This window comes from Rahnella rivi, assembly GCF_019049655.1.
Classification (GTDB): Bacteria; Pseudomonadota; Gammaproteobacteria; order Enterobacterales; family Enterobacteriaceae; genus Rahnella; species Rahnella rivi.
This window is the reverse complement of the sequence record NZ_JAFMOX010000045.1, coordinates 1-18,778: the sequence shown is the minus strand read 5'-3', so window position 1 is coordinate 18,778 and position 18,778 is coordinate 1. Positions and strand designations below refer to the sequence as shown.

At 50.7% G+C, this 18,778-nt stretch carries 15 protein-coding genes and 1 tRNA gene; 10 read left to right on the top strand and 6 right to left on the bottom strand.

The window, feature by feature from the left end:
- Positions 1–231 precede the first annotated feature (231 nt).
- Complete coding sequence (locus J1779_RS03175; protein ID WP_056782505.1) at positions 232–723, bottom strand: FxsA family protein; 492 nt, start codon at positions 721–723, stop codon at positions 232–234.
- Positions 724–1,097: 374 nt separating this feature from the next.
- Here J1779_RS03175 and aspA point away from each other — a divergent pair, with 374 nt between their 5' ends.
- The 7 genes from aspA to J1779_RS03140 all read left to right on the top strand — a co-directional run bounded on the left by aspA (position 1,098) and on the right by J1779_RS03140 (position 8,676).
- Positions 1,098–2,534, top strand: a complete 1,437-nt coding sequence (gene aspA / locus J1779_RS03170; protein ID WP_056782506.1) for an aspartate ammonia-lyase — start codon at positions 1,098–1,100, stop codon at positions 2,532–2,534.
- A 135-nt stretch (positions 2,535–2,669) separates the two neighbouring features.
- Positions 2,670–3,971 (top strand): anaerobic C4-dicarboxylate transporter, encoded by a 1,302-nt coding sequence (locus J1779_RS03165; protein WP_183849990.1) that lies wholly within the window; start codon positions 2,670–2,672, stop codon positions 3,969–3,971.
- A gap of 198 nt (positions 3,972–4,169) precedes the next feature.
- Positions 4,170–5,900 (top strand): protein-disulfide reductase DsbD, encoded by a 1,731-nt coding sequence (locus tag J1779_RS03160; protein ID WP_217202867.1) that lies wholly within the window; start codon positions 4,170–4,172, stop codon positions 5,898–5,900.
- A gap of 43 nt (positions 5,901–5,943) precedes the next feature.
- Complete coding sequence (gene dicD / locus J1779_RS03155; RefSeq protein WP_056782509.1) at positions 5,944–6,519, top strand: division control transcriptional repressor DicD; 576 nt, start codon at positions 5,944–5,946, stop codon at positions 6,517–6,519.
- Between the two features lie 129 nt (positions 6,520–6,648).
- Positions 6,649–6,724, top strand: a tRNA-Phe gene (locus J1779_RS03150).
- A gap of 535 nt (positions 6,725–7,259) precedes the next feature.
- The gene (locus tag J1779_RS03145) at positions 7,260–8,132 is read left to right on the top strand and encodes a winged helix-turn-helix domain-containing protein (RefSeq protein ID WP_238485046.1); all 873 of its coding nucleotides are present in this window, start codon (positions 7,260–7,262) and stop codon (positions 8,130–8,132) included.
- The gene (locus J1779_RS03140) at positions 8,119–8,676 is read left to right on the top strand and encodes a FidL-like protein (RefSeq protein WP_217202865.1); all 558 of its coding nucleotides are present in this window, start codon (positions 8,119–8,121) and stop codon (positions 8,674–8,676) included. Before J1779_RS03145 ends, J1779_RS03140 begins: the two co-directional genes overlap by 14 nt.
- A 1-nt stretch (position 8,677) precedes the next feature.
- Here J1779_RS03140 and J1779_RS03135 read toward each other — a convergent pair whose 3' ends face one another.
- The 5 genes from J1779_RS03135 to J1779_RS03115 all read right to left on the bottom strand — a co-directional run bounded on the left by J1779_RS03135 (position 8,678) and on the right by J1779_RS03115 (position 13,981).
- Positions 8,678–8,950 (bottom strand): helix-turn-helix domain-containing protein, encoded by a 273-nt coding sequence (locus J1779_RS03135; protein ID WP_056782512.1) that lies wholly within the window; start codon positions 8,948–8,950, stop codon positions 8,678–8,680.
- Positions 8,951–8,975: 25 nt separating this feature from the next.
- Positions 8,976–9,947, bottom strand: a complete 972-nt coding sequence (locus J1779_RS03130) for a fimbrial protein (RefSeq protein ID WP_217202864.1) — start codon at positions 9,945–9,947, stop codon at positions 8,976–8,978.
- A gap of 55 nt (positions 9,948–10,002) precedes the next feature.
- Entirely contained in the window at positions 10,003–10,740 is a 738-nt protein-coding gene (locus J1779_RS03125) for a fimbrial biogenesis chaperone (RefSeq protein WP_217202863.1), read from the bottom strand.
- A 48-nt stretch (positions 10,741–10,788) separates the two neighbouring features.
- Complete coding sequence (locus J1779_RS03120; protein ID WP_217202862.1) at positions 10,789–13,302, bottom strand: fimbria/pilus outer membrane usher protein; 2,514 nt, start codon at positions 13,300–13,302, stop codon at positions 10,789–10,791.
- Between the two features lie 94 nt (positions 13,303–13,396).
- Positions 13,397–13,981: a fimbrial protein gene (locus J1779_RS03115; RefSeq protein WP_056782516.1), complete on the bottom strand. Its 585-nt coding sequence runs from the start codon at positions 13,979–13,981 to the stop codon at positions 13,397–13,399.
- Positions 13,982–14,671: 690 nt separating this feature from the next.
- On the opposite strand from J1779_RS03115, the gene acs reads away from it, so the two are divergent.
- The 3 genes from acs to actP are packed head-to-tail and all read left to right on the top strand — an operon-like array spanning position 14,672 to position 18,660.
- Positions 14,672–16,633 carry an acetate--CoA ligase gene (gene acs, locus J1779_RS03110; RefSeq protein WP_136377142.1) on the top strand — a complete coding sequence of 654 codons (1,962 nt, stop codon included), beginning with the start codon at positions 14,672–14,674 and terminating at the stop codon, positions 16,631–16,633.
- Positions 16,634–16,687: 54 nt separating this feature from the next.
- Positions 16,688–16,999 carry a DUF485 domain-containing protein gene (locus J1779_RS03105; RefSeq protein WP_056782518.1) on the top strand — a complete coding sequence of 104 codons (312 nt, stop codon included), beginning with the start codon at positions 16,688–16,690 and terminating at the stop codon, positions 16,997–16,999.
- Positions 16,996–18,660 carry a cation/acetate symporter ActP gene (actP, locus tag J1779_RS03100; RefSeq protein WP_217202861.1) on the top strand — a complete coding sequence of 555 codons (1,665 nt, stop codon included), beginning with the start codon at positions 16,996–16,998 and terminating at the stop codon, positions 18,658–18,660. Before J1779_RS03105 ends, actP begins: the two co-directional genes overlap by 4 nt.
- Positions 18,661–18,778: the final 118 nt, after the last annotated feature.

The window sequence follows — 18,778 nt, the reverse complement described above, 5'->3', positions numbered from 1 at the left end:
ATAACTCTCCTGTGAGCGGGTCTAACTCAATTTTAGGGTTGAATGCCCGGCAGAACACTGCCCGGCCTCGTGGTTTGTTTAATGGGGGCGATACATCGCCCTTCAAGGGGAAGAAGAGAAAAAAATTTCCCTTTTTCTTTCACATTCCTGCCATTAAGACCGGCAAAAAATGCCCTTCCCCCCTGTTTTTCCTAGTCAAAAACAATTTTTTAACAATCAAGGCCACAGAGATTAGCGATCGCGGTGCTCTGTGTCGTCATCTTTTTTTAAAGAAACCAGACGCTCCGGCGTTTCATCAGTGCGCTTGAATTCGCCGTCAAAGGTATTCCCCGTTGGCGCGCTGTTACCCCAGTTGCCGCCAGAGCGGACGATATTCAGATGAGGCATCAGTTTCAGCGTCAGGCGTTTCTGGATCGGAGGCAGTAAAAGCAGCAAACCGAGGAAATCCGTAAAGAACCCGGGCACCAGCAGCAGAAAACCTGCAATCACCAGTGACACGCTTTTCACCATTTCCGCCGCCGGACTTTCGCCCACGGCCAGTTTTTGCTGTAACTGCATAAACGTTTTCATACCCTGGTTTTTCACCAGAGAGACACCCACGCAAGAGGTGAACACCACCAGCAGCAGCGTGGTAGCAACGCCGACGATTGCGGCCACCTTGATAAATAAGGTGATCTCAATGTAAGCCAGCAGAAATAATACGATTAACGGTAACCAGCGCACCGCGTTCTCCTTGTAATAAGGTTGCGGAAATTCTCAGAGAGAACATTCCGCAACCATGAATGAGGGCCCGCTCACGAACTTTGCCATCAAAGGCATACAGGCTGACTACACTGAGATGGTGCTCCATCCCAATGATTTCAAGCGCCAGACCTGATTTAATTGAGCAACTAAATGATTTGTGAGAATTCTCACAGATACAAAAATACATGCACAACAATAGGGCAGGATAGTGATCTTAGTACGTGCAATTCGTTTGAAGCAGCATATGATCGCCTTCGTTGCCAAAACAACGGTTGATCGTTTTAAATTTACCACGGTAAGTAACATAATTTTAAACATCGCATAACGCGTTTAGTACCGAAGAGAAGGTTCTCATGTCAAACACCATTCGTATCGAGGAAGACCTGCTGGGCACGCGCGAAGTCCCTGCAGACGCTTATTACGGCATTCATACCCTGCGGGCGATTGAAAACTTCTATATCAGCAACACCAAGATCAGCGATGTACCTGAATTTGTCCGTGGCATGGTAATGGTGAAAAAAGCGGCCGCTCTGGCAAACAAAGAGCTGCGCACAATTCCACGTCACATTGCCGACATCATTATTCAGGCGTGTGACGAAGTGCTTGATAAAGGTAAATGCATGGACCAGTTCCCTATCGACGTCTATCAGGGCGGCGCGGGAACCTCGGTAAATATGAACACGAATGAAGTGCTGGCGAACATCGGTCTGGAACTGATGGGACACCAGAAAGGCGATTATCAGTTCCTCAATCCCAACGATCATCTCAACAAATGCCAGTCCACTAACGATGCTTATCCGACCGGTTTTCGTATCGCCGTGTATGCCTCATTGCTGAAACTGGTCGATGCCATTTCCCAACTCGGCGACGGCTTCGAGCGTAAAGCGAAAGAGTTCGAGAACGTCATCAAAATGGGCCGTACCCAGTTACAGGATGCGGTACCGATGACGCTCGGTCAGGAATTCCACGCATTCAACGTGCTGCTGAAAGAAGAAACCCGCAACCTGATCCGCACCGGCGAGTTACTGCTGGAAGTGAACCTCGGTGCGACGGCCATCGGCACACGCCTGAATACGCCGGAAGGGTATCAGCAACTTGCCGTGGAGAAACTGGCGGAAGTCAGCAATCTGCCGTGCGTTCCGGCCGAAGACCTGATCGAAGCGACGTCTGACTGTGGCGCCTACGTCATGGTTCACAGCTCCCTGAAACGCCTGGCAGTAAAGCTTTCCAAAATCTGTAACGACCTGCGCCTGCTCTCTTCCGGCCCGCGCGCTGGCCTGAACGAAATCAACCTGCCAGAACTTCAGGCCGGTTCTTCAATCATGCCCGCCAAGGTCAACCCGGTGATCCCGGAAGTCGTTAATCAGGTGTGCTTTAAAGTCATCGGTAACGACGTCTGCGTCACTATGGCGGCAGAAGCCGGTCAGCTTCAGCTGAACGTGATGGAACCGGTGATCGGCCAGGCGATGTTTGAGTCAGTTCATATTCTGACTAACGCCTGTTACAATCTGTTGGAAAAATGCATCAACGGCATTACCGCAAATAAAGAAGTGTGTGAATTTTACGTATTCAACTCTATCGGCATCGTCACCTATCTCAACCCGTTCATCGGCCACCACAATGGCGATATTGTCGGGAAGATTTGTGCAGAAACCGGCAAGAGTGTCAGGGAAGTGGTGCTTGAGCGTGGCCTGCTGACAGAAGCAGAGCTGGACGATATTTTCTCTATAGAGAATCTTAAACACCCGGCTTATAAAGCGAAACGCTACACGGATGAAAATGAACAGTAACAGGCTCCATCACTGACCTTTTAAAGGCTCGTTGTTCTGCGGAACAGCGGGCCTTTTTACTTTGCACGACACAACAATTACATAACAAATAATTATCAATTCCTTAAGGAATACGGGAAAAATGGACGGACAACCATGTTAATCATCGAACTCATTATTGTACTGTTGGCGATCTTTCTCGGGGCGCGATTAGGCGGCATCGGGATTGGTTTCGCGGGTGGACTCGGCGTACTGGTGCTCGCCATGATCGGCGTAAAACCGGGCTCCATCCCCTTCGACGTCATCTCCATCATTATGGCTGTTATCGCCGCCATCTCGACCATGCAGGTCGCAGGCGGCATGGATTATCTGGTTCAGCAAACCGAGAAACTGCTGCGCCGCAACCCGAAACACATCACTCTGCTCGCCCCCATCGTCACCTACTTCCTGACCATCCTCGCAGGAACAGGCAACATTTCCCTCTCGGCGTTACCGGTAATTTCTGAAGTCGCCAAAGAGCAAGGCATCAAACCTTCACGTCCTTTATCCACCGCGGTGGTGGCAGCGCAAATTGCGATCACGGCGTCTCCTATTTCAGCGGCGGTGGTGTATATGTCATCGGTGATGGAAGACCATGGCGTCAGCTATCTGCACCTTCTGATGGTGATGATCCCTTCGACACTGGCGGCCGTTATCGTGATGTCTCTGATGGTCACCTGGTGCTTTGACTCCAAACTGTCTAACGATCCGGTCTATCTGAAGCGTTACGAAGAAGGGCTGGTGACGCTGCGTGGCGACAGCATTGTCGAAATCAAACCACGGGCAAAACTCTCTGTGATGTTGTTCCTGCTCGGTGTTTTATCCGTGGTCGGTTACGCGGTGATTAACAGTCCGAGCCTCGGGCTGGTCGCCACACCGCTGATGACCACCACCAGCGCGATTCTGATCATCATGCTCAGCGTGGCAACATTAATCACCCTGCTGTGCCGGGTTGATACCGATTCGATCCTGACTTCCGGCACGTTTAAAGCGGGAATGAGCGCCTGTATTTGTATCCTCGGCGTGGCGTGGTTGGGCGATACCTTCGTGCAGGCGAATCTTGGCTGGATCAAAGAAACAGCAGGCAGCATTATTCAGGCACACCCGTGGCTGCTGGCTGTGATTTTCTTCTTCAGTTCTGCGTTGCTCTATTCTCAGGCGGCGACCACCAAAGCCCTGCTGCCGATGGCACTGGCGCTGAGCGTGTCTCCGCTGACTGCCGTCGGATCGTTTGCAGCCGTTTCTGGCCTGTTTATTCTGCCGACCTACCCGACGCTCGTCGCGGCCGTGCAGATGGATGACACCGGCACCACCCGCATCGGGCGCTTCGTGTTCAACCATCCGTTCTTTATTCCAGGCACTGTGGGCGTCTTCCTGTCGGTGCTGTTCGCATTTGGCCTCGGCAGCGTTATCCTCTGACCTTAAGCGGGGGCTCCGGCCCCCGCCATCCGCTCCCCTTCTGATATTTGTAAAATATCCGCAAGACTTTCTGCTCAACGATGGCGCGGGGTATACTCATTACTCCTAATCGCGCCACGGCATGAAGCCGTCCGCATCTTCTGTCGAATCACCCAGCGGCTGAGTGTCTGCGCCGCGACAAAGAGACTTGAATTCCGCATGGATCACCGCATTTTTCGTATTTTTTTCCTGCTCTGCAGCCTGTGCATCGCGCCGCTGCAGGCTCAGGCATCATTATTCAGTCAGCCCGCAGCACCGCAGTTTGTGCCCGTGGATCAGGCGTTCAGCTTTGACTTCCAGCAGCAGGGTCACGACCTCAAGCTGAACTGGCAAATCCGTGACGGGTATTATTTATACCGCAGCAAAATTGAGCTGGAACCGAAGAACGCCGATCTCGCTGCGTTCTTCCTGCCGAAAGGGCGTGAGCATCACGATGAGTTTTTCGGTGACAGCGAAGTCTATGAAAAGGCTCTGCACATCACCGTCCCTTTGCGACAGGCCAGCGCCGACGCCACGGTACGCGTGACCTATCAGGGCTGTGCCGCTGCTGGATTTTGTTATCCGCCGGAAACCCGCGAAGTGCCGGTCAGCGAGGTGACGGATGCGCCACCCGCCAGCCCGCCGGTGATCGACGCAGCGCCTGTCGTCGCCACGCCCGCGCCGCACAGCACACCACTGCCGTTCTCGCCGCTGTGGGCGTTGTTGATTGGCATCGGCATTGCTTTTACACCTTGCGTATTACCGATGTATCCGCTGATCTCCGGCATTATTCTTGGCCGACAGCGTCCTCACAGCATGAAGCGAATTTTCATGCTGTCGCTGATTTACGTTCAGGGCATGGCGCTGACCTACACGTTGCTCGGCATGGCAGTGGCCGCTGCCGGTCTGCAATTCCAGGCCGCATTACAAAGTCCGTGGGTGCTGATTGTGCTGTCGGTGATGTTCATCGCGCTGGCACTGTCGATGTTTGGCACCTTCAGCCTGCAACTTCCTTCTTCATTACAGACCCGGCTGGCGTTGTGGAGTAATGAACAAAAAGGCGGCTCGCTGCCCGGCGTCTTTATTATGGGTGCGCTGGCCGGGCTGATTTGTTCACCCTGCACCACCGCGCCGCTGAGCGCCATTTTGTTGTATATCGCCCAGAGCGGTAATCTTCTGGCCGGTGCAGGCACGTTGTATCTGTATGCGCTGGGCATGGGCATCCCGCTGATTATCGTGACCCTGTTTGGCAACAAACTGCTGCCACGCAGCGGCCCCTGGATGAATAACGTCAAAGAAGGCTTTGGTTTTGTGATTCTGGCGCTGCCAGTCTTCCTGCTTGAGCGTGTGGTCGGTGATGTGTGGGGGCTGCGTTTATGGAGCCTGCTCGGCATCGCGTTCTTTGGCTGGGCCTTTGTGCTTTGCCTGAAAAGCCAGCGCGGCGTGTTCCGGGTCCTGCAACTGGTCTTCCTCGCGGCCGCGCTGGTGGTCAGCCGTCCGTTACAGGACTGGGCTTTTGCCCCCGCCGCAAGCAGTACCGCGCCACAACACGCACTGAGTTTTCAGAAGATCCACAACGTGGATGAACTCAATGCGGCTCTTCAGGGTGCTCAGGGCAAACGCGTGATGCTGGATTTGTATGCAGACTGGTGTGTCGCCTGCAAAGAGTTTGAAAAATATACGTTCTCTGCGCCAGACGTGCAGCATGAACTGGCGAATACCTTACTGCTTCAGGCAGATGTCACCAAAAATTCGCCGGAACAAAAGGCGTTGCTCAAACGCCTGGAAGTGCTGGGATTGCCTACGATTTTATTCTTCGGCCCTGATGGCAGAGAATTGCCGCAATCCAGAGTTACCGGATTTATGAATGCAGCGGAATTCACCGCGCATTTGCAGAAAGCCCGTCATTAAACGACACTGGTTTTTGAATGACGCGAATTGCGAGGAGGCAAACGTGCTACGCGAACAAGTTCTTGATCAAACCTTAAATATCCTGGAACAACGTGGCCTTGCAACCATGTCACTGGAATACGTCGCCGAAAGGGTCGATGTTCCGCTCAATGAGTTACGCCGTTTCTGGCCAGATGCGGAAGCGTTGCTCTACGACAGCCTGCGCTATCACGGTGAACAAATTGACGTCTGGCGCCGCCAGCTGATGCTGGACGAGTCTCTCAGCGCATCGCAGAAGTTACTGGCCCGTTATAAAGTGCTGGATGAGCAAGTTCGTCAGCAGCGCTATCCGGGATGCCTGTTTATCGCTGCCTGCACGCTTTTTCCTGACAGCGATATGCCAATTCATCAGTTAGCACAGCAACAGAAACTCGCGTCCTATGAGTACACGCTGTCGCTGCTGCAAGAGATGGGCTCCGATGATGCCGAGATGGTGGCCCAGCAGATGGAGCTGATCCTCGAAGGTTGCCTGAGCAAACTGCTGGTCAAACGTCAGCTTAACGACGTGGAAGTCGCCCGCAGGCTGGCAGAAGACGTTTTGAATATTGCACGTTGTCGCGAACATGGCGCACTTTCCTGATTTTCTGATCGGCAAAACAGGGAATTTGATAGTTTTTGAATGAAAAGCCAGCAAACAAACGCGTTTTATGTGTTTTAGATGACAAAGCCGTTGACGGCACATGCCCAATACGGTTTAATGCGCCCCGTTGCCCGGATAGCTCAGTCGGTAGAGCAAGGGATTGAAAATCCCTGTGTCCTTGGTTCGATTCCGAGTCCGGGCACCATATTTAAAGAAACCCGCCTATGGCGGGTTTTTTGCTTTCTGAGATACGGACTCTCCATCGAACTGCGTTCGATTATTCGTCTCATACTGAGACTCACCCCTGCGGGGTCAGCGCAAGCGCTGCTCAAAGACGCTGCGCGCCTTTGTCCGGGTCCGGGCACCCTGTTTAAAGAAACCCGCCTATGGCGGGTTTTTTGCTTTCTGAGGTTTATGGCATTTGCTCTGCGTAACAACACCATATCCCCCCGTCATGCCCTCTCCCTGGTCCTGATAAATCACGCACTACTAAAATTCCGTACGTGATTTATAGCTTTTATCACAATATCGTCCCGCCAAAAAAATATGTTATGTCGTTAAGACTTATCTCAGGTCACGTGTAAACTATTCGGACGCAATTCTATTTCATTAATAGAACGGGTTTATACTGGCTGGCCGTACTCACGGTATATAAAGGCAAATGACAACAGCATAATGGCACTTAATTACCTGATGCAGTGAAAATTCAGGATATTCAAGACAGGGAGAAAGGGATGCATATGATTTATCTGATTGAAAATCAAATAGTCTTTAATCCGGAGGATAACTCACTTTCATTACTGAGCGACGCTGAAAGTAACATCACGGTATCCAATCCTGCGCGGAGAATATTATCCCTGTTAATTGAGCAACAGGGTACCGTTGTACAGCGTGAAACATTCTTTAAAAAAGTATGGGATGACTATGGTTTGACAGCCAGTAATAATAACCTCAATCATTGCATCAGCAAATTACGTAAAGTGATTTCCACACTGGGTTATGTCGATGAATTCATCGTCACTGTGCCTAAGGTCGGTTTTATCATCAAAAAAGAAACGACTATTACGCTGCAGTCGGGGCTGGAGCTGCCACAGGAAAAAGACACTTTACTGCCGGAGGAAGCGTTCAGTGCGCCTGAACCCCCTGTCACCCTGCATGAAACGGCACCTTCAGTACCTGAAACATCAGAAGTTCAGGAGCCAAAATTCGCGGCCATGCATAAAGAACATCGTAAAATATACTTAATTATCAGTATTTTTACGTTGATTATTCTGACAACCTGGGGGCTGTATATTTTACACAGCGTGATGATTGATCCTAAAGCGAAGCTTTTGGTAGCTAACATCGGTGCCTGTGAACTCTACTCTACTGCGCCAGTTTCCGGCGCCAGAAAGGCGGAGTTCCTCCAACTGGCACAAACCTTTATGATGAAACAAAAAATCCTCTGCTCTCCCGGAAATATTTTCATATTTCAAAGTGAGCAATTCATTACGCCTGTTGATACAGGATCAGTTCGTGACTTTATGGCGCAGTGCAGCACTAATGAATCGCATAACATCAACATTTGCATCAGCTATTATGCAAATGACAGGACAACGCATGATCAGTTTTAAAAAATGGCCATCGCCCGGTCTGCAGAACATTCTGCTTACATTATTACTGGTTGGGTTATTGCCTGGCATAGTTATATACGGCAATTTATTGAAGAATGATAAAGCCGCCTTTCCTGTCAACACCTCCTGCCGGGGAAATATGATTGTTGACGCCCTTTATGATGATCAACGGGCACGGATGACGACATCCTTCTACTTTAGTTTTCTCGACAATAATAAAATCTTGATCTCTCTCAGCGGCACGGGGTATTTGTATGATCGCAGCGGTAAGGTGATTGAGCGAAAAACGATCCTTAGGAATATTTATTATCGTTATGTGCATGAGAGTAAATACACTAACACCTACTCACTTACCAGTACCCAAATAAATACCGACAGCGTTGATAATATGGACTGGAAGATGTCCTCACTTTTATTGATGAACAGTTTTTTTATGGCGGGCCAGACTGACACGCTGGTGCTCAAGAAATACGATGACAACACCATGTTGATCGAGAGCAACCAGTCACCGCTGACCATGTGCGTGTTTAAAAACGATCTCTGAGTTATTTGTAATACAGGTAAAGATGGAAGCCGCAGGCCTGCGCATAACGTGTCAGGGTGTTAAAGCTGGCCTGCGCCGGACGCTTTTCAAGGCGCGTGATCGCCGGAGGCGTCACGCCGAGACGCCTGGCGAGCTCGGTTTTACTCAACCCCGCATCTTCCCGCAGGGTTTGCAGCATCGCGTGAATCTGAGTTTCGGCTATGAGTTCCGGTGCCTGTGCTGAGTAAACCGGTTCTTCCAGCGCTTGCGCGCGCAGCTTGGCGGTTCTAAACATGTCGTTCTCCCTGTACTGAAATAGGTCAGTAATAGTTGATCTTGACGATCACTGACGCGTCAAACTGCCCAAGTGAAAGTGTTTTCCCGGGTATCGCGCTGAGTTTTGCTGTGAAGTTTTTGGTGACTTCATTGACGTTGTTCAGTTCAGCAAAGTTGTCGTAGCGATTGAAGGTAATCGCCTGTTCTTTCTCGTTATAAAGCATCAGCTTCGCGCCGTTCGACAGGTCAATGGCGGTGTTATCAAGTAAAGGACTGGCCGTTGAGAATTCGGCCTGAAGTGAGAAGTTATCCAGACATCCCTGCTTCACCGCCTTGATAGCAAAGGGCAGAGAAATCCCGGAGGAACGCGAAAGCGTGGTGCTTTGAATCGCGCCAAAATCAACGATCTGCGATTCCGGGTAAACCTTCAAATCTGAACCGCAGGCCAGAAAACGGATCCCCTGTAATCCCGAGAGGTTGTATTTGAGGTTTTTAGCCCCCGGTGATTTGTTGATGCCTCTGCTGCCGTCGAGCTGGAATACCGTGAACTGATCGGCTCCCTGATAATGCCCGCTGGAAGGCGCATTACCGCTGACTTTGATGTACAAGCGGAACGTGACATTCACCGTGACGTTCTGCCCTCTTTTGATGGGCGCGCTGTTGGTGCTCAGGCGCTGCTCGTTTTGCTCCAAATCCTGCCCGTTATAACTCACACCCAGCAGCAACCCTTCACCAATCGACTGGGATTTTGGGTTGAAGTAGAAATGGACGACGTCAATGATCGAGCCGAGCACATTGTCGCAATAGGCCGTCACATTAATGTCGTTCGATTCCCAAATTTTAGTGCCGACAGGTACGTTAGCGGGGATCGCCAGCTGGCCGACCGGAATGGCCGGTTTATCCACTATGCCGGTGCCTTTTTCCACGCAATCGAGTGCCAGCGCACTGCCGGAAAACAGGCACAGCAGGAGGAATAGCGTCACCCGCACCCGGACTAATTCATAAATTTCAGGCATAACTCTCCCTACCTTTCAGATAAACCGGCTCATTCACACAGAGTTCGCACTGGGGTTATTTTTTGGCATCCTTGCTGATGCGCTGACATTGCATGGCGGTACACGTGTACTGATTTATCTGCAGGCCGCCGTAGTCGTCCATATAACCGATGCTGTAAGCGGCACTGACATACTGACTGCCGGTGAGTGATTCTGTGGCAAACGGCGCCAGCATGACGCTGTCAAAACCCGGCACGTTGCCTTTGTTGTCTTTGCCCAAATACCCGACGGTGATATAGAACGGCGTGGGGTTCGTCAGTTTCAGCCCGTCATTGAGACGGCTTATCTGAAGCTGCTCCTGCCAGTTGCCCTTTATCAGCTTGCGTAATTCAGCAGGGCGGAAGAACAATTTCACCCGGCTTTGAATCGCCACCTGCATGACGTTGGCCATCTCGCTCTTTGGCGGCACTTCTCGCACGTTAAAATAAAACAACGACTCACGGTCTTTAGGGAGTGCGGCCGCCTCGGGTAACTGCAAGATACGGATCTGACTCTTCTGACCGGCATCAATGCGTTGCATCGGCGGCAGCGCCACCAGGGGCGACGTGATTTTTTCGCCCTGTGCATTCTCCAGCCAGACCTGCGCCAGATAAGGTAAATCCTTGCTCTGGTTTTCAAGCATTACGCTGACAGACTTATCGCTGGCGTTATAAATGATGCGTGTCCGGTCGAGATTCACGGCGGCCAGCACCGGCTGGAGCACTCCGGTTAGCATGAGTAGTGCGCCACTGAATCGTAATATCAGGTTCTTCATCCGGTCATTCCTTTGCTGATTAGCTCTGTTTCATGGTTGTTTGCGCGCTCAGGTGCACGGTAATAACACCTGGCCGCTTTGCGTTGCGGTGTCTGATGGCACCTGAATGCGGCACTGGTTTTCATCTCCCCAGCGTACGGTCAGCGATTTCTCCCCGGAAACCCCGGCCAGGTAGGCCAGCCCGCCATCGCCAATAAGCCCCGCTTCAAACCCGGAACTGTTGTCGGTGACAGAAGCCCCCAGGGGCGGGTGGCTGCCGTCGGCCAGACGGATCACCGCCATCAGACGTTCACCTTTGATCGCACGAATTTTGCGAAAACCAATCGCCCCTTCTGTCAGTGTCTTACTGACCACCGAGCTGTACACCTCTACGTCATCCGGTAAATGGTTCACATCGACGCGGATATCGGAGGTCTGATAGCTGGATACGCCGTTCACCACGGCGATGCCGTAATCATTGGTGACCGACGCACCGTCGCTGATTGGAATACCTTTTACGCCGGTGGACACCATCATTCGCGGTTCACTGCCCGCGCTGCTCTGGTGCAACGCCGCGCCAGCCGCCGTCGCCGTCATCGAGCCATACCAGTTGGCGTTCACCGACCGGTAATCGTTATTTTTGACGCTGCCGTTCACACCAAACTGGCCGTAAGGCGACATGTGCTGATAGTTGGCGCGGAAGACACCATCGCCTTTTTGCAGATCAGGGCTGCTACCCCCTGCGCCGACGCGCCAGGTGTTATTTGGATCCTGACTGTTGTAATACGACGCGGTTTGCGAGAAACCGCCCTGCGAATCTTGTTGTGCGTCGTAGCTGACCTGTTGCCCGGAAGAGAGCGGCAGGCTGAATGACAGGAACATCTGGTTTTCATCGGTATCCCGGTATTTCAGCTTACTGGCCGAGAAGGTGGCTGAAATACCGGTGAAGCGTCCGATATCAAAAATTTTGCTCACCGACACGCTGTAGTTGTTGCTTGGATTTTCGTTCCAGTAAACCTTGTGCGTGGCTGACAGATACAGGGTGATCGCCGGCCACGGCAGATACTGGTTGGCAGTCACGGTGTAGGTTTGTTTATCGTCGCGGGAATGGCCGTCGCCATTCACTTTGTCGAGATACTGACTGAACGACATGAAGGTTTTTTCAGTAAAACGATAGCCGGCAAAGGTGATCTGGCTGCCAGTGGAATCAAAACGCTTCGAATAGTTAGCGCGATAACTGAAACCCGTCTGCCTGCCCGCCACCGGAACCGTTGCCGATGAACGCGTCACGTCGAAAGACACTGCGCCCAGTTTTTGCAGATTTTGCCCGACGCCCAGTGCCTGCGCCTGATAATTACCGGTGGTCGAAATCAGCCCGCCGTACAACGAGAAATCATTCAACGCGCCCCACGACATTTCACCGCTGTAAAAGCCTGGCTGTAAAACGCGGTTATTGTTGCCGGTTGTCGGTTTGCCCATCGCGGTCTTGAAGCGCACCTGGCCCTTACGGGTCAGGAACGGAATGGTCGCGGTCGTCACCTGATAGGTTGTGACGCTGCCATTTTCCTCTTCAATCTTTACGTCCAGCGCGCCCTGCACAGCTTCTGTCAGATCCTGAACCACGAACGGCCCCGGAGAAACGTTCGTCTGATAAATCACACGGCCATTCTGACTGATACTCACTTTGGCGTTGGTTTTTGCAATACCCGTGACCTGCGGTGCATAACCGCGCAGGGATGGCGGCAGCATTCGCTGATCGCTGTTCACAGAAGCCCCGATAAAACGAAATGAATCAAAGATATCGGAATTGAAATAAGTCTGGCCGGCGGTGAGACGCGCACCAATGGAAGGCAGCGCGCGAAACAGGTAGGTCTGCGTCCAGGTAAATTTATCGTTAGCCGGGCTGCCAGAGGTGCGTGAGGCTGAATATTGATAATCCGCGCGTGCCCGCCACGGCCCCAGATTGAAACCGGTGGTCCCGTAACTGCTGACGCTGGTCGAGCTGTCTCCTTGCTGTGGCATATATTTACTGCCCAGCAGGTTGTAATCGAGTAACGCGCCATTCACGCCCTCATCCCATTGCGAGGGTGGCACCCAGTTTTCATCATGAAAGGTTAACCAGGCCTGCGGAATGCTGATATTCAGCGTTTGTTTTTCCTGATCGTAACGCGCAGTCACTTCCTTCTGCTGATCCAGAGAAGTGCACTGGCCCTGATGCCAGAGTGTAAGTTTTTCCCGCGCAGCCGGGGTCAGATCGAATTTATCGACCAGTGATGGCGGTATGCACAAACGGCTGTTCTGGTTGTTAACAGAACTATCGTCTGTCGGAATATATTTTATGAGGCTTTGATCGCCCAGGGTACGGCCGTTCAATACCACATCTAACAGGTATTCTCCGGGGGCGATGTAATTTGCAGTCTGAAAGCGTGAGAGATCGACATTATTACGATCAGCAGAATCAATAAAGTTAACGTTAAACTCTACCGCGAAGCTTTTGATTGAAATAAGGCATCCTGAGAAGAGGAAAATACACCCTGAAGTGATCCTCTTTACTGCTGACGCTCTGTCCAAGGCAAACAACATAATTACGCCACTTTTTTATTTTTATAGATCCAGCACGGAACCCCGATGCACCTGAAAATAAAGGGGAGAAAACTCCCCTTAATAAAAAAGACGATTACTTATAATTCAGCGCGTAAGTAGCCTGAGAAACGATCGTACCGGTTGAAACCGGCTGAGTATTCGCTTCCACACGCGCAGCAAAGACCAGCTCGTTGTTACCGGTGACCAGATTGATGTCTTTGGAGGTATCACCCACTTTCAGCAAGTCACCGTTGGCATCAATTAAACGGATGCCCGCGCCTTTCGCGCTGCCAGTGTTTGCCAGCAATTCAGTGGCACTGCTGTCTGGCGTACCGGCAAAGGAAACCGCCACTTTAGACATAGCCGGATACTCAACTGAACCCGCGGTTTGCGCGGTCAGGTTACAATCTTGCAGATGGATGGTGTAGTTAACGTTCTGAGAATATTTATTACCGCTTTCTAATACTTTATTCGCGACCTGGCCCATATTGACATTAATGTCTTCATCGCCTGCAGCAATTGAGCATGGCGCATTAATCACGGTTCCGGTGAAATGAATACGGCCTGAGCCCTGGTCGGCACCCACAGGAGGCGTTCCGGTCGCATCTTCTGCAAAAGCTGAAGCAGAAATAAAGGCAGATAAAGCAATAATCAGTGTCTTGTTCTTGGCGTTAAACATAATTTGTCCTTGAGATTTTAACGGTAGTTATTAAGCCATAAGCTATTAAGCGATATTTTTCGCTGTACCGAAGAGAGCACCCCTCTCTTGCCAGATCAATATACTGATATTTGCTTTTTAACGTTATAATAATTTGCATAATGCAAATATTAAGAACTTTAGTCTTACATTAATATTTAAATCTCATCTTTATGAAGGGAAATTAACTTATAGGTAAAAATTATTAACATTAAATGTTACGCCATGAAGGCAAATCACTTCGGTTAATGTGTCAGATTAAGCTTTATTTAACCAAATATTTACTTTTAATCTAAATCATTTTCACTTTCTAACCGGCATTGATACATTTTTGGGGTCAGATGTCGGAAAAACCTTCATGCAGGTCAAAAAACTTTCTTGTCAGGAATATTCCCTATTTCGGCAGAGATCATATTCGGCTTCTTTCTTATTTCATTATTAATGCGACTTCATGAGTAAGGATATTTTTCAGCGGTTTTTACTGCCGCAGGCCATTAAAAGATCACGCTTATATTGTCTATTTATGTGGCATGTACCGCAGCGGCCTTGCCAATGTCTTGCCGGTTTAGCGCGACTTGCGTGATCTGACACCCAAAAAGCAAACAAAGGCCTGACGCAAACTACACTTAACCTTTGATTGACATATCATTAACAAATCAAAGGAGAAAAACCATGAGCCATGTTTACAAGCATCCTATTCCTGCCTCTGTTGCAGAACGTACCCTGATCACACCTGAGAAATATCAGCAGTTTTATCAACAGTCTGTAGAAGATCCGCAGGCATTCTGGGGAGAACAGGCGAAAGTTCTCGACTGGATTAAACCTTTCACAAAAGTGAAGAACACCTCTTTCGCGCCGGGAAATATCGATATTCGCTGGTTTGAGGACGGTACTCTGAATCTCGCCGCCAACTGTCTGGATCGTCATCTGGCAGAGAAAGGCGATCAGACCGCATTAATCTGGGAAGGCGATGACCCCAACGCTGAAAATAAGCACGTCACCTACAAACAACTGCATCATGACGTCTGTCAGTTCGCGAATGTGCTGAAAAATCTGGGCGTTAAGAAAGGCGACGTCGTGGCTATCTATATGCCTATGGTGCCGGAAGCGGCGGTGGCAATGCTGGCTTGTGCCCGTATTGGTGCCGTGCATTCTGTGATTTTTGCGGGCTTCTCACCGGAAGCCGTGGCGGGACGCATTGTAGATTCAAGCGCTAAAGTCGTGATCACTGCGGATGAAGGTCTGCGTGCAGGCAGAACCATTCCGCTGAAACAAAACGTAGATGACGCTCTGAAAAATCCTTCCGTCACGACGGTGACTCACTCCGTTATTTTCAAACGCACCGGCAAACAGGGTGAATGGAAGGAAGGACGTGATATCTGGTGGCATGACGCGATCTCAGGCGTCCCGGCAGACTGCCCGGCCGAAGAAATGAATGCCGAAGACCCGCTCTTCATCCTCTATACCTCAGGTTCCACCGGCAAACCGAAAGGCGTACTGCATACCACCGGCGGTTACCTTGTTTATGCCGCACTGACCTTCAGGTACACCTTTGACTACCATGACGGCGACATTTACTGGTGTACCGCTGATGTCGGCTGGGTAACCGGCCACAGCTATTTACTCTATGGCCCGCTGGCCTGTGGGGCGATAAGCCTGATGTTCGAAGGAGTGCCAAATTATCCGACACCGGCGCGCATGGCGCAGGTTATTGATAAACATAAAGTGAATATTCTTTATACCGCACCCACGGCAATTCGTGCACTGATGGCTGAAGGGGATAAAGCTATTGAAGGCACCAGCCGCGAATCGCTGAGGATCATGGGCTCCGTCGGGGAACCGATCAATCCGGAGGCCTGGGAGTGGTATTACAAAACTATCGGGAACAGTAAGTGCCCGATTGTCGATACCTGGTGGCAAACCGAAACCGGCGGATTCATGATCACGCCGTTGCCTGGTGCGACTGAACTGAAAGCCGGTTCCGCCACGCGTCCTTTCTTCGGCGTACAACCTGCGCTGGTGGATAACGAGGGCGTGCCTCAGGAAGGCGCTTGCGAAGGCAATCTGGTGATCACCGATTCATGGCCTGGTCAGGCACGCACTCTGTTTGGTGACCATGAACGCTTCGAGCAAACCTACTTTTCCACTTTCAAAAACATGTATTTCAGCGGAGATGGTGCCCGCCGTGATGAAGACGGTTACTACTGGATAACCGGCCGCGTGGATGATGTTCTGAACATTTCTGGCCACCGTTTGGGCACGGCAGAGATTGAATCTGCGCTTGTTTCTCATCCTAAAATTGCAGAAGCCGCAGTTGTTGGCATCCCGCACAGCATTAAAGGTCAGGCAATTTACGCTTACATCACGCTGAATCATGGCGAAGAACCTTCCCCTGAGCTGTATACGGAAGTCAGAAACTGGGTGCGAAAGGAGATTGGTTCGATTGCCACCCCGGACATTCTTCACTGGACGGATTCTTTACCAAAAACCCGTTCCGGCAAAATTATGCGACGTATTCTGCGCAAAATTGCAGCCGGTGACACAAGCAATCTGGGAGATACCTCAACGCTGGCGGATCCGGGCGTTGTCGAGAAACTGTTGGAAGAAAAACAATCAATGAAAGTGCCGTCGTAATTTTCACCGCCCTGGCGCGGTGAACTCTATCAATGCCTCAAAGGAGTCACTGAGATGAATGATCTCATTTATCAGAGAGTTGTAAGTAATCCGCGTTTCAGGGAGCTGGTGCAAAAGCGCAGCCGTTTTGCCTGGCTGCTTTCAGGTATTACCCTGGTCATGTACGTCGCCTTTATTTTATTGATCGCATTCGACCCGCAATGGCTGGGAACGCCCTTGTATGAAGGGGCCACCATTACGCGGGGCATTCCTGTCGGCGTCGGATTGATTGTGATTTCTTTCATACTCACCGGTATTTATGTTATTCGCGCAAATGGTGAATTTGACCGGCTGACAGCAGACATCGTCCGCGAGGTGCAGCCATGAGTGCTCGCCGTGGTTCCCTGCTTCTGTTGTTATCTCTGACCTTTCCTTTTAGCGTATTCGCTGCAGAAGGTATTTCCGGCGAAGTGAAGGCTCAGCCTCTCAATATTGAAGCGATTGTGATGTTCCTGCTCTTCGTTGGCGCCACGCTGTACATCACCTATTGGGCCTCCAAACGAACCCGTTCTCGTCAGGATTATTACACTGCAGGCGGTAAGATCACCGGGTTGCAGAACGGTATGGCAATTGCCGGGGACTTTATGTCTGCGGCTTCTTTCCTCGGGATCTCCGCGCTGGTGTATACCTCAGGTTACGACGGATTAATTTACTCCATCGGTTTCCTGATTGGCTGGCCGATCATTTTGTTCCTGATCGCCGAACGTCTGCGTAATTTGGGCAAATATACCTTCGCAGATGTGGCATCTTACCGCCTTAAACAGAAGCCTATCCGCGTACTTTCTGCCTGCGGTTCACTGGTTGTCGTCGCTCTGTATTTGATTGCTCAGATGGTGGGTGCCGGTAAGTTAATTCAACTCCTGTTCGGCCTGAACTATCACGTGGCTGTCGTGCTGGTTGGGATCCTGATGGTGCTCTACGTCCTCTTCGGCGGCATGCTGGCAACCACATGGGTTCAGATCATCAAAGCGATCCTGCTGTTAGCCGGTGCCACATTTATGGCCGTCATGGTCATGAAGTCCGTCAACTTTAACTTCAATACGCTCTTCACCCAGGCGGTCGCAGCCCATCCGAAAGGTATCGCGATCATGAGCCCTGGAGGGCTAGTCTCTGATCCCATATCGGCATTGTCGCTGGGTCTTGCGCTGATGTTCGGGACCGCAGGTCTGCCACACATTTTAATGCGTTTCTTCACCGTTAACGACGCCAAAGAAGCCCGTAAAAGCGTGTTCTATGCCACTGGATTTATTGGGTATTTTTACATTCTGACCTTCATTATTGGCTTTGGTGCGATAGTGCTGGTGGGGTCTAATCCGGCTTTCAAAGATGCAAGCGGCATCTTGCTTGGCGGGAACAACATGGCCGCTGTGCATCTGGCAGATGCCGTCGGTGGTAGCTTCTTCCTCGGCTTTATCTCTGCTGTCGCATTCGCCACGATCCTGGCGGTAGTCGCCGGCTTAACGCTGGCAGGTGCTTCAGCGGTATCTCATGACCTCTATGCGAGCGTAATCAAAGACGGTAAAGCAACGGAGAAAGATGAATTACGTGTGTCGAAAGTAACCGTGATTATTCTGGGTATTGTCGCTATCGGATTGGGTATTTTGTTTGAAAAACAAAATATTGCCTTCATGGTGGGATTAGCATTCTCGATTGCAGCAAGTTGCAACTTCCCGATCATCATACTCTCGATGTATTGGGCGAAACTGACAACGCGTGGAGCAATGGTTGGGGGATGGCTCGGATTACTGACGGCAGTGATCCTGATGATTCTTGGACCTACGATTTGGGTACAGATTTTGGGACATGCGAAACCAATTTATCCTTATGAGTATCCGGCATTGTTCTCCATGATCGTTGCATTTGTCGGCACCTGGTTCTTCTCGATCACCGATAATTCTCTGGAAGGACAGAAAGAAAGGGAGCGTTTTTATCCTCAATTTGTTCGTTCACAGACCGGGATCGGCATATCACAAAGCTCTAATCACTGATTTATGCTTAATAAGCGGTAAAAATACAAAAGGCCACCGACAAGGTGGCCTTTTATTTACAGATATATCTTCAACTTCCACACACTAAAAACTGCAAGTCATGGCAGAGCTTTCTCAT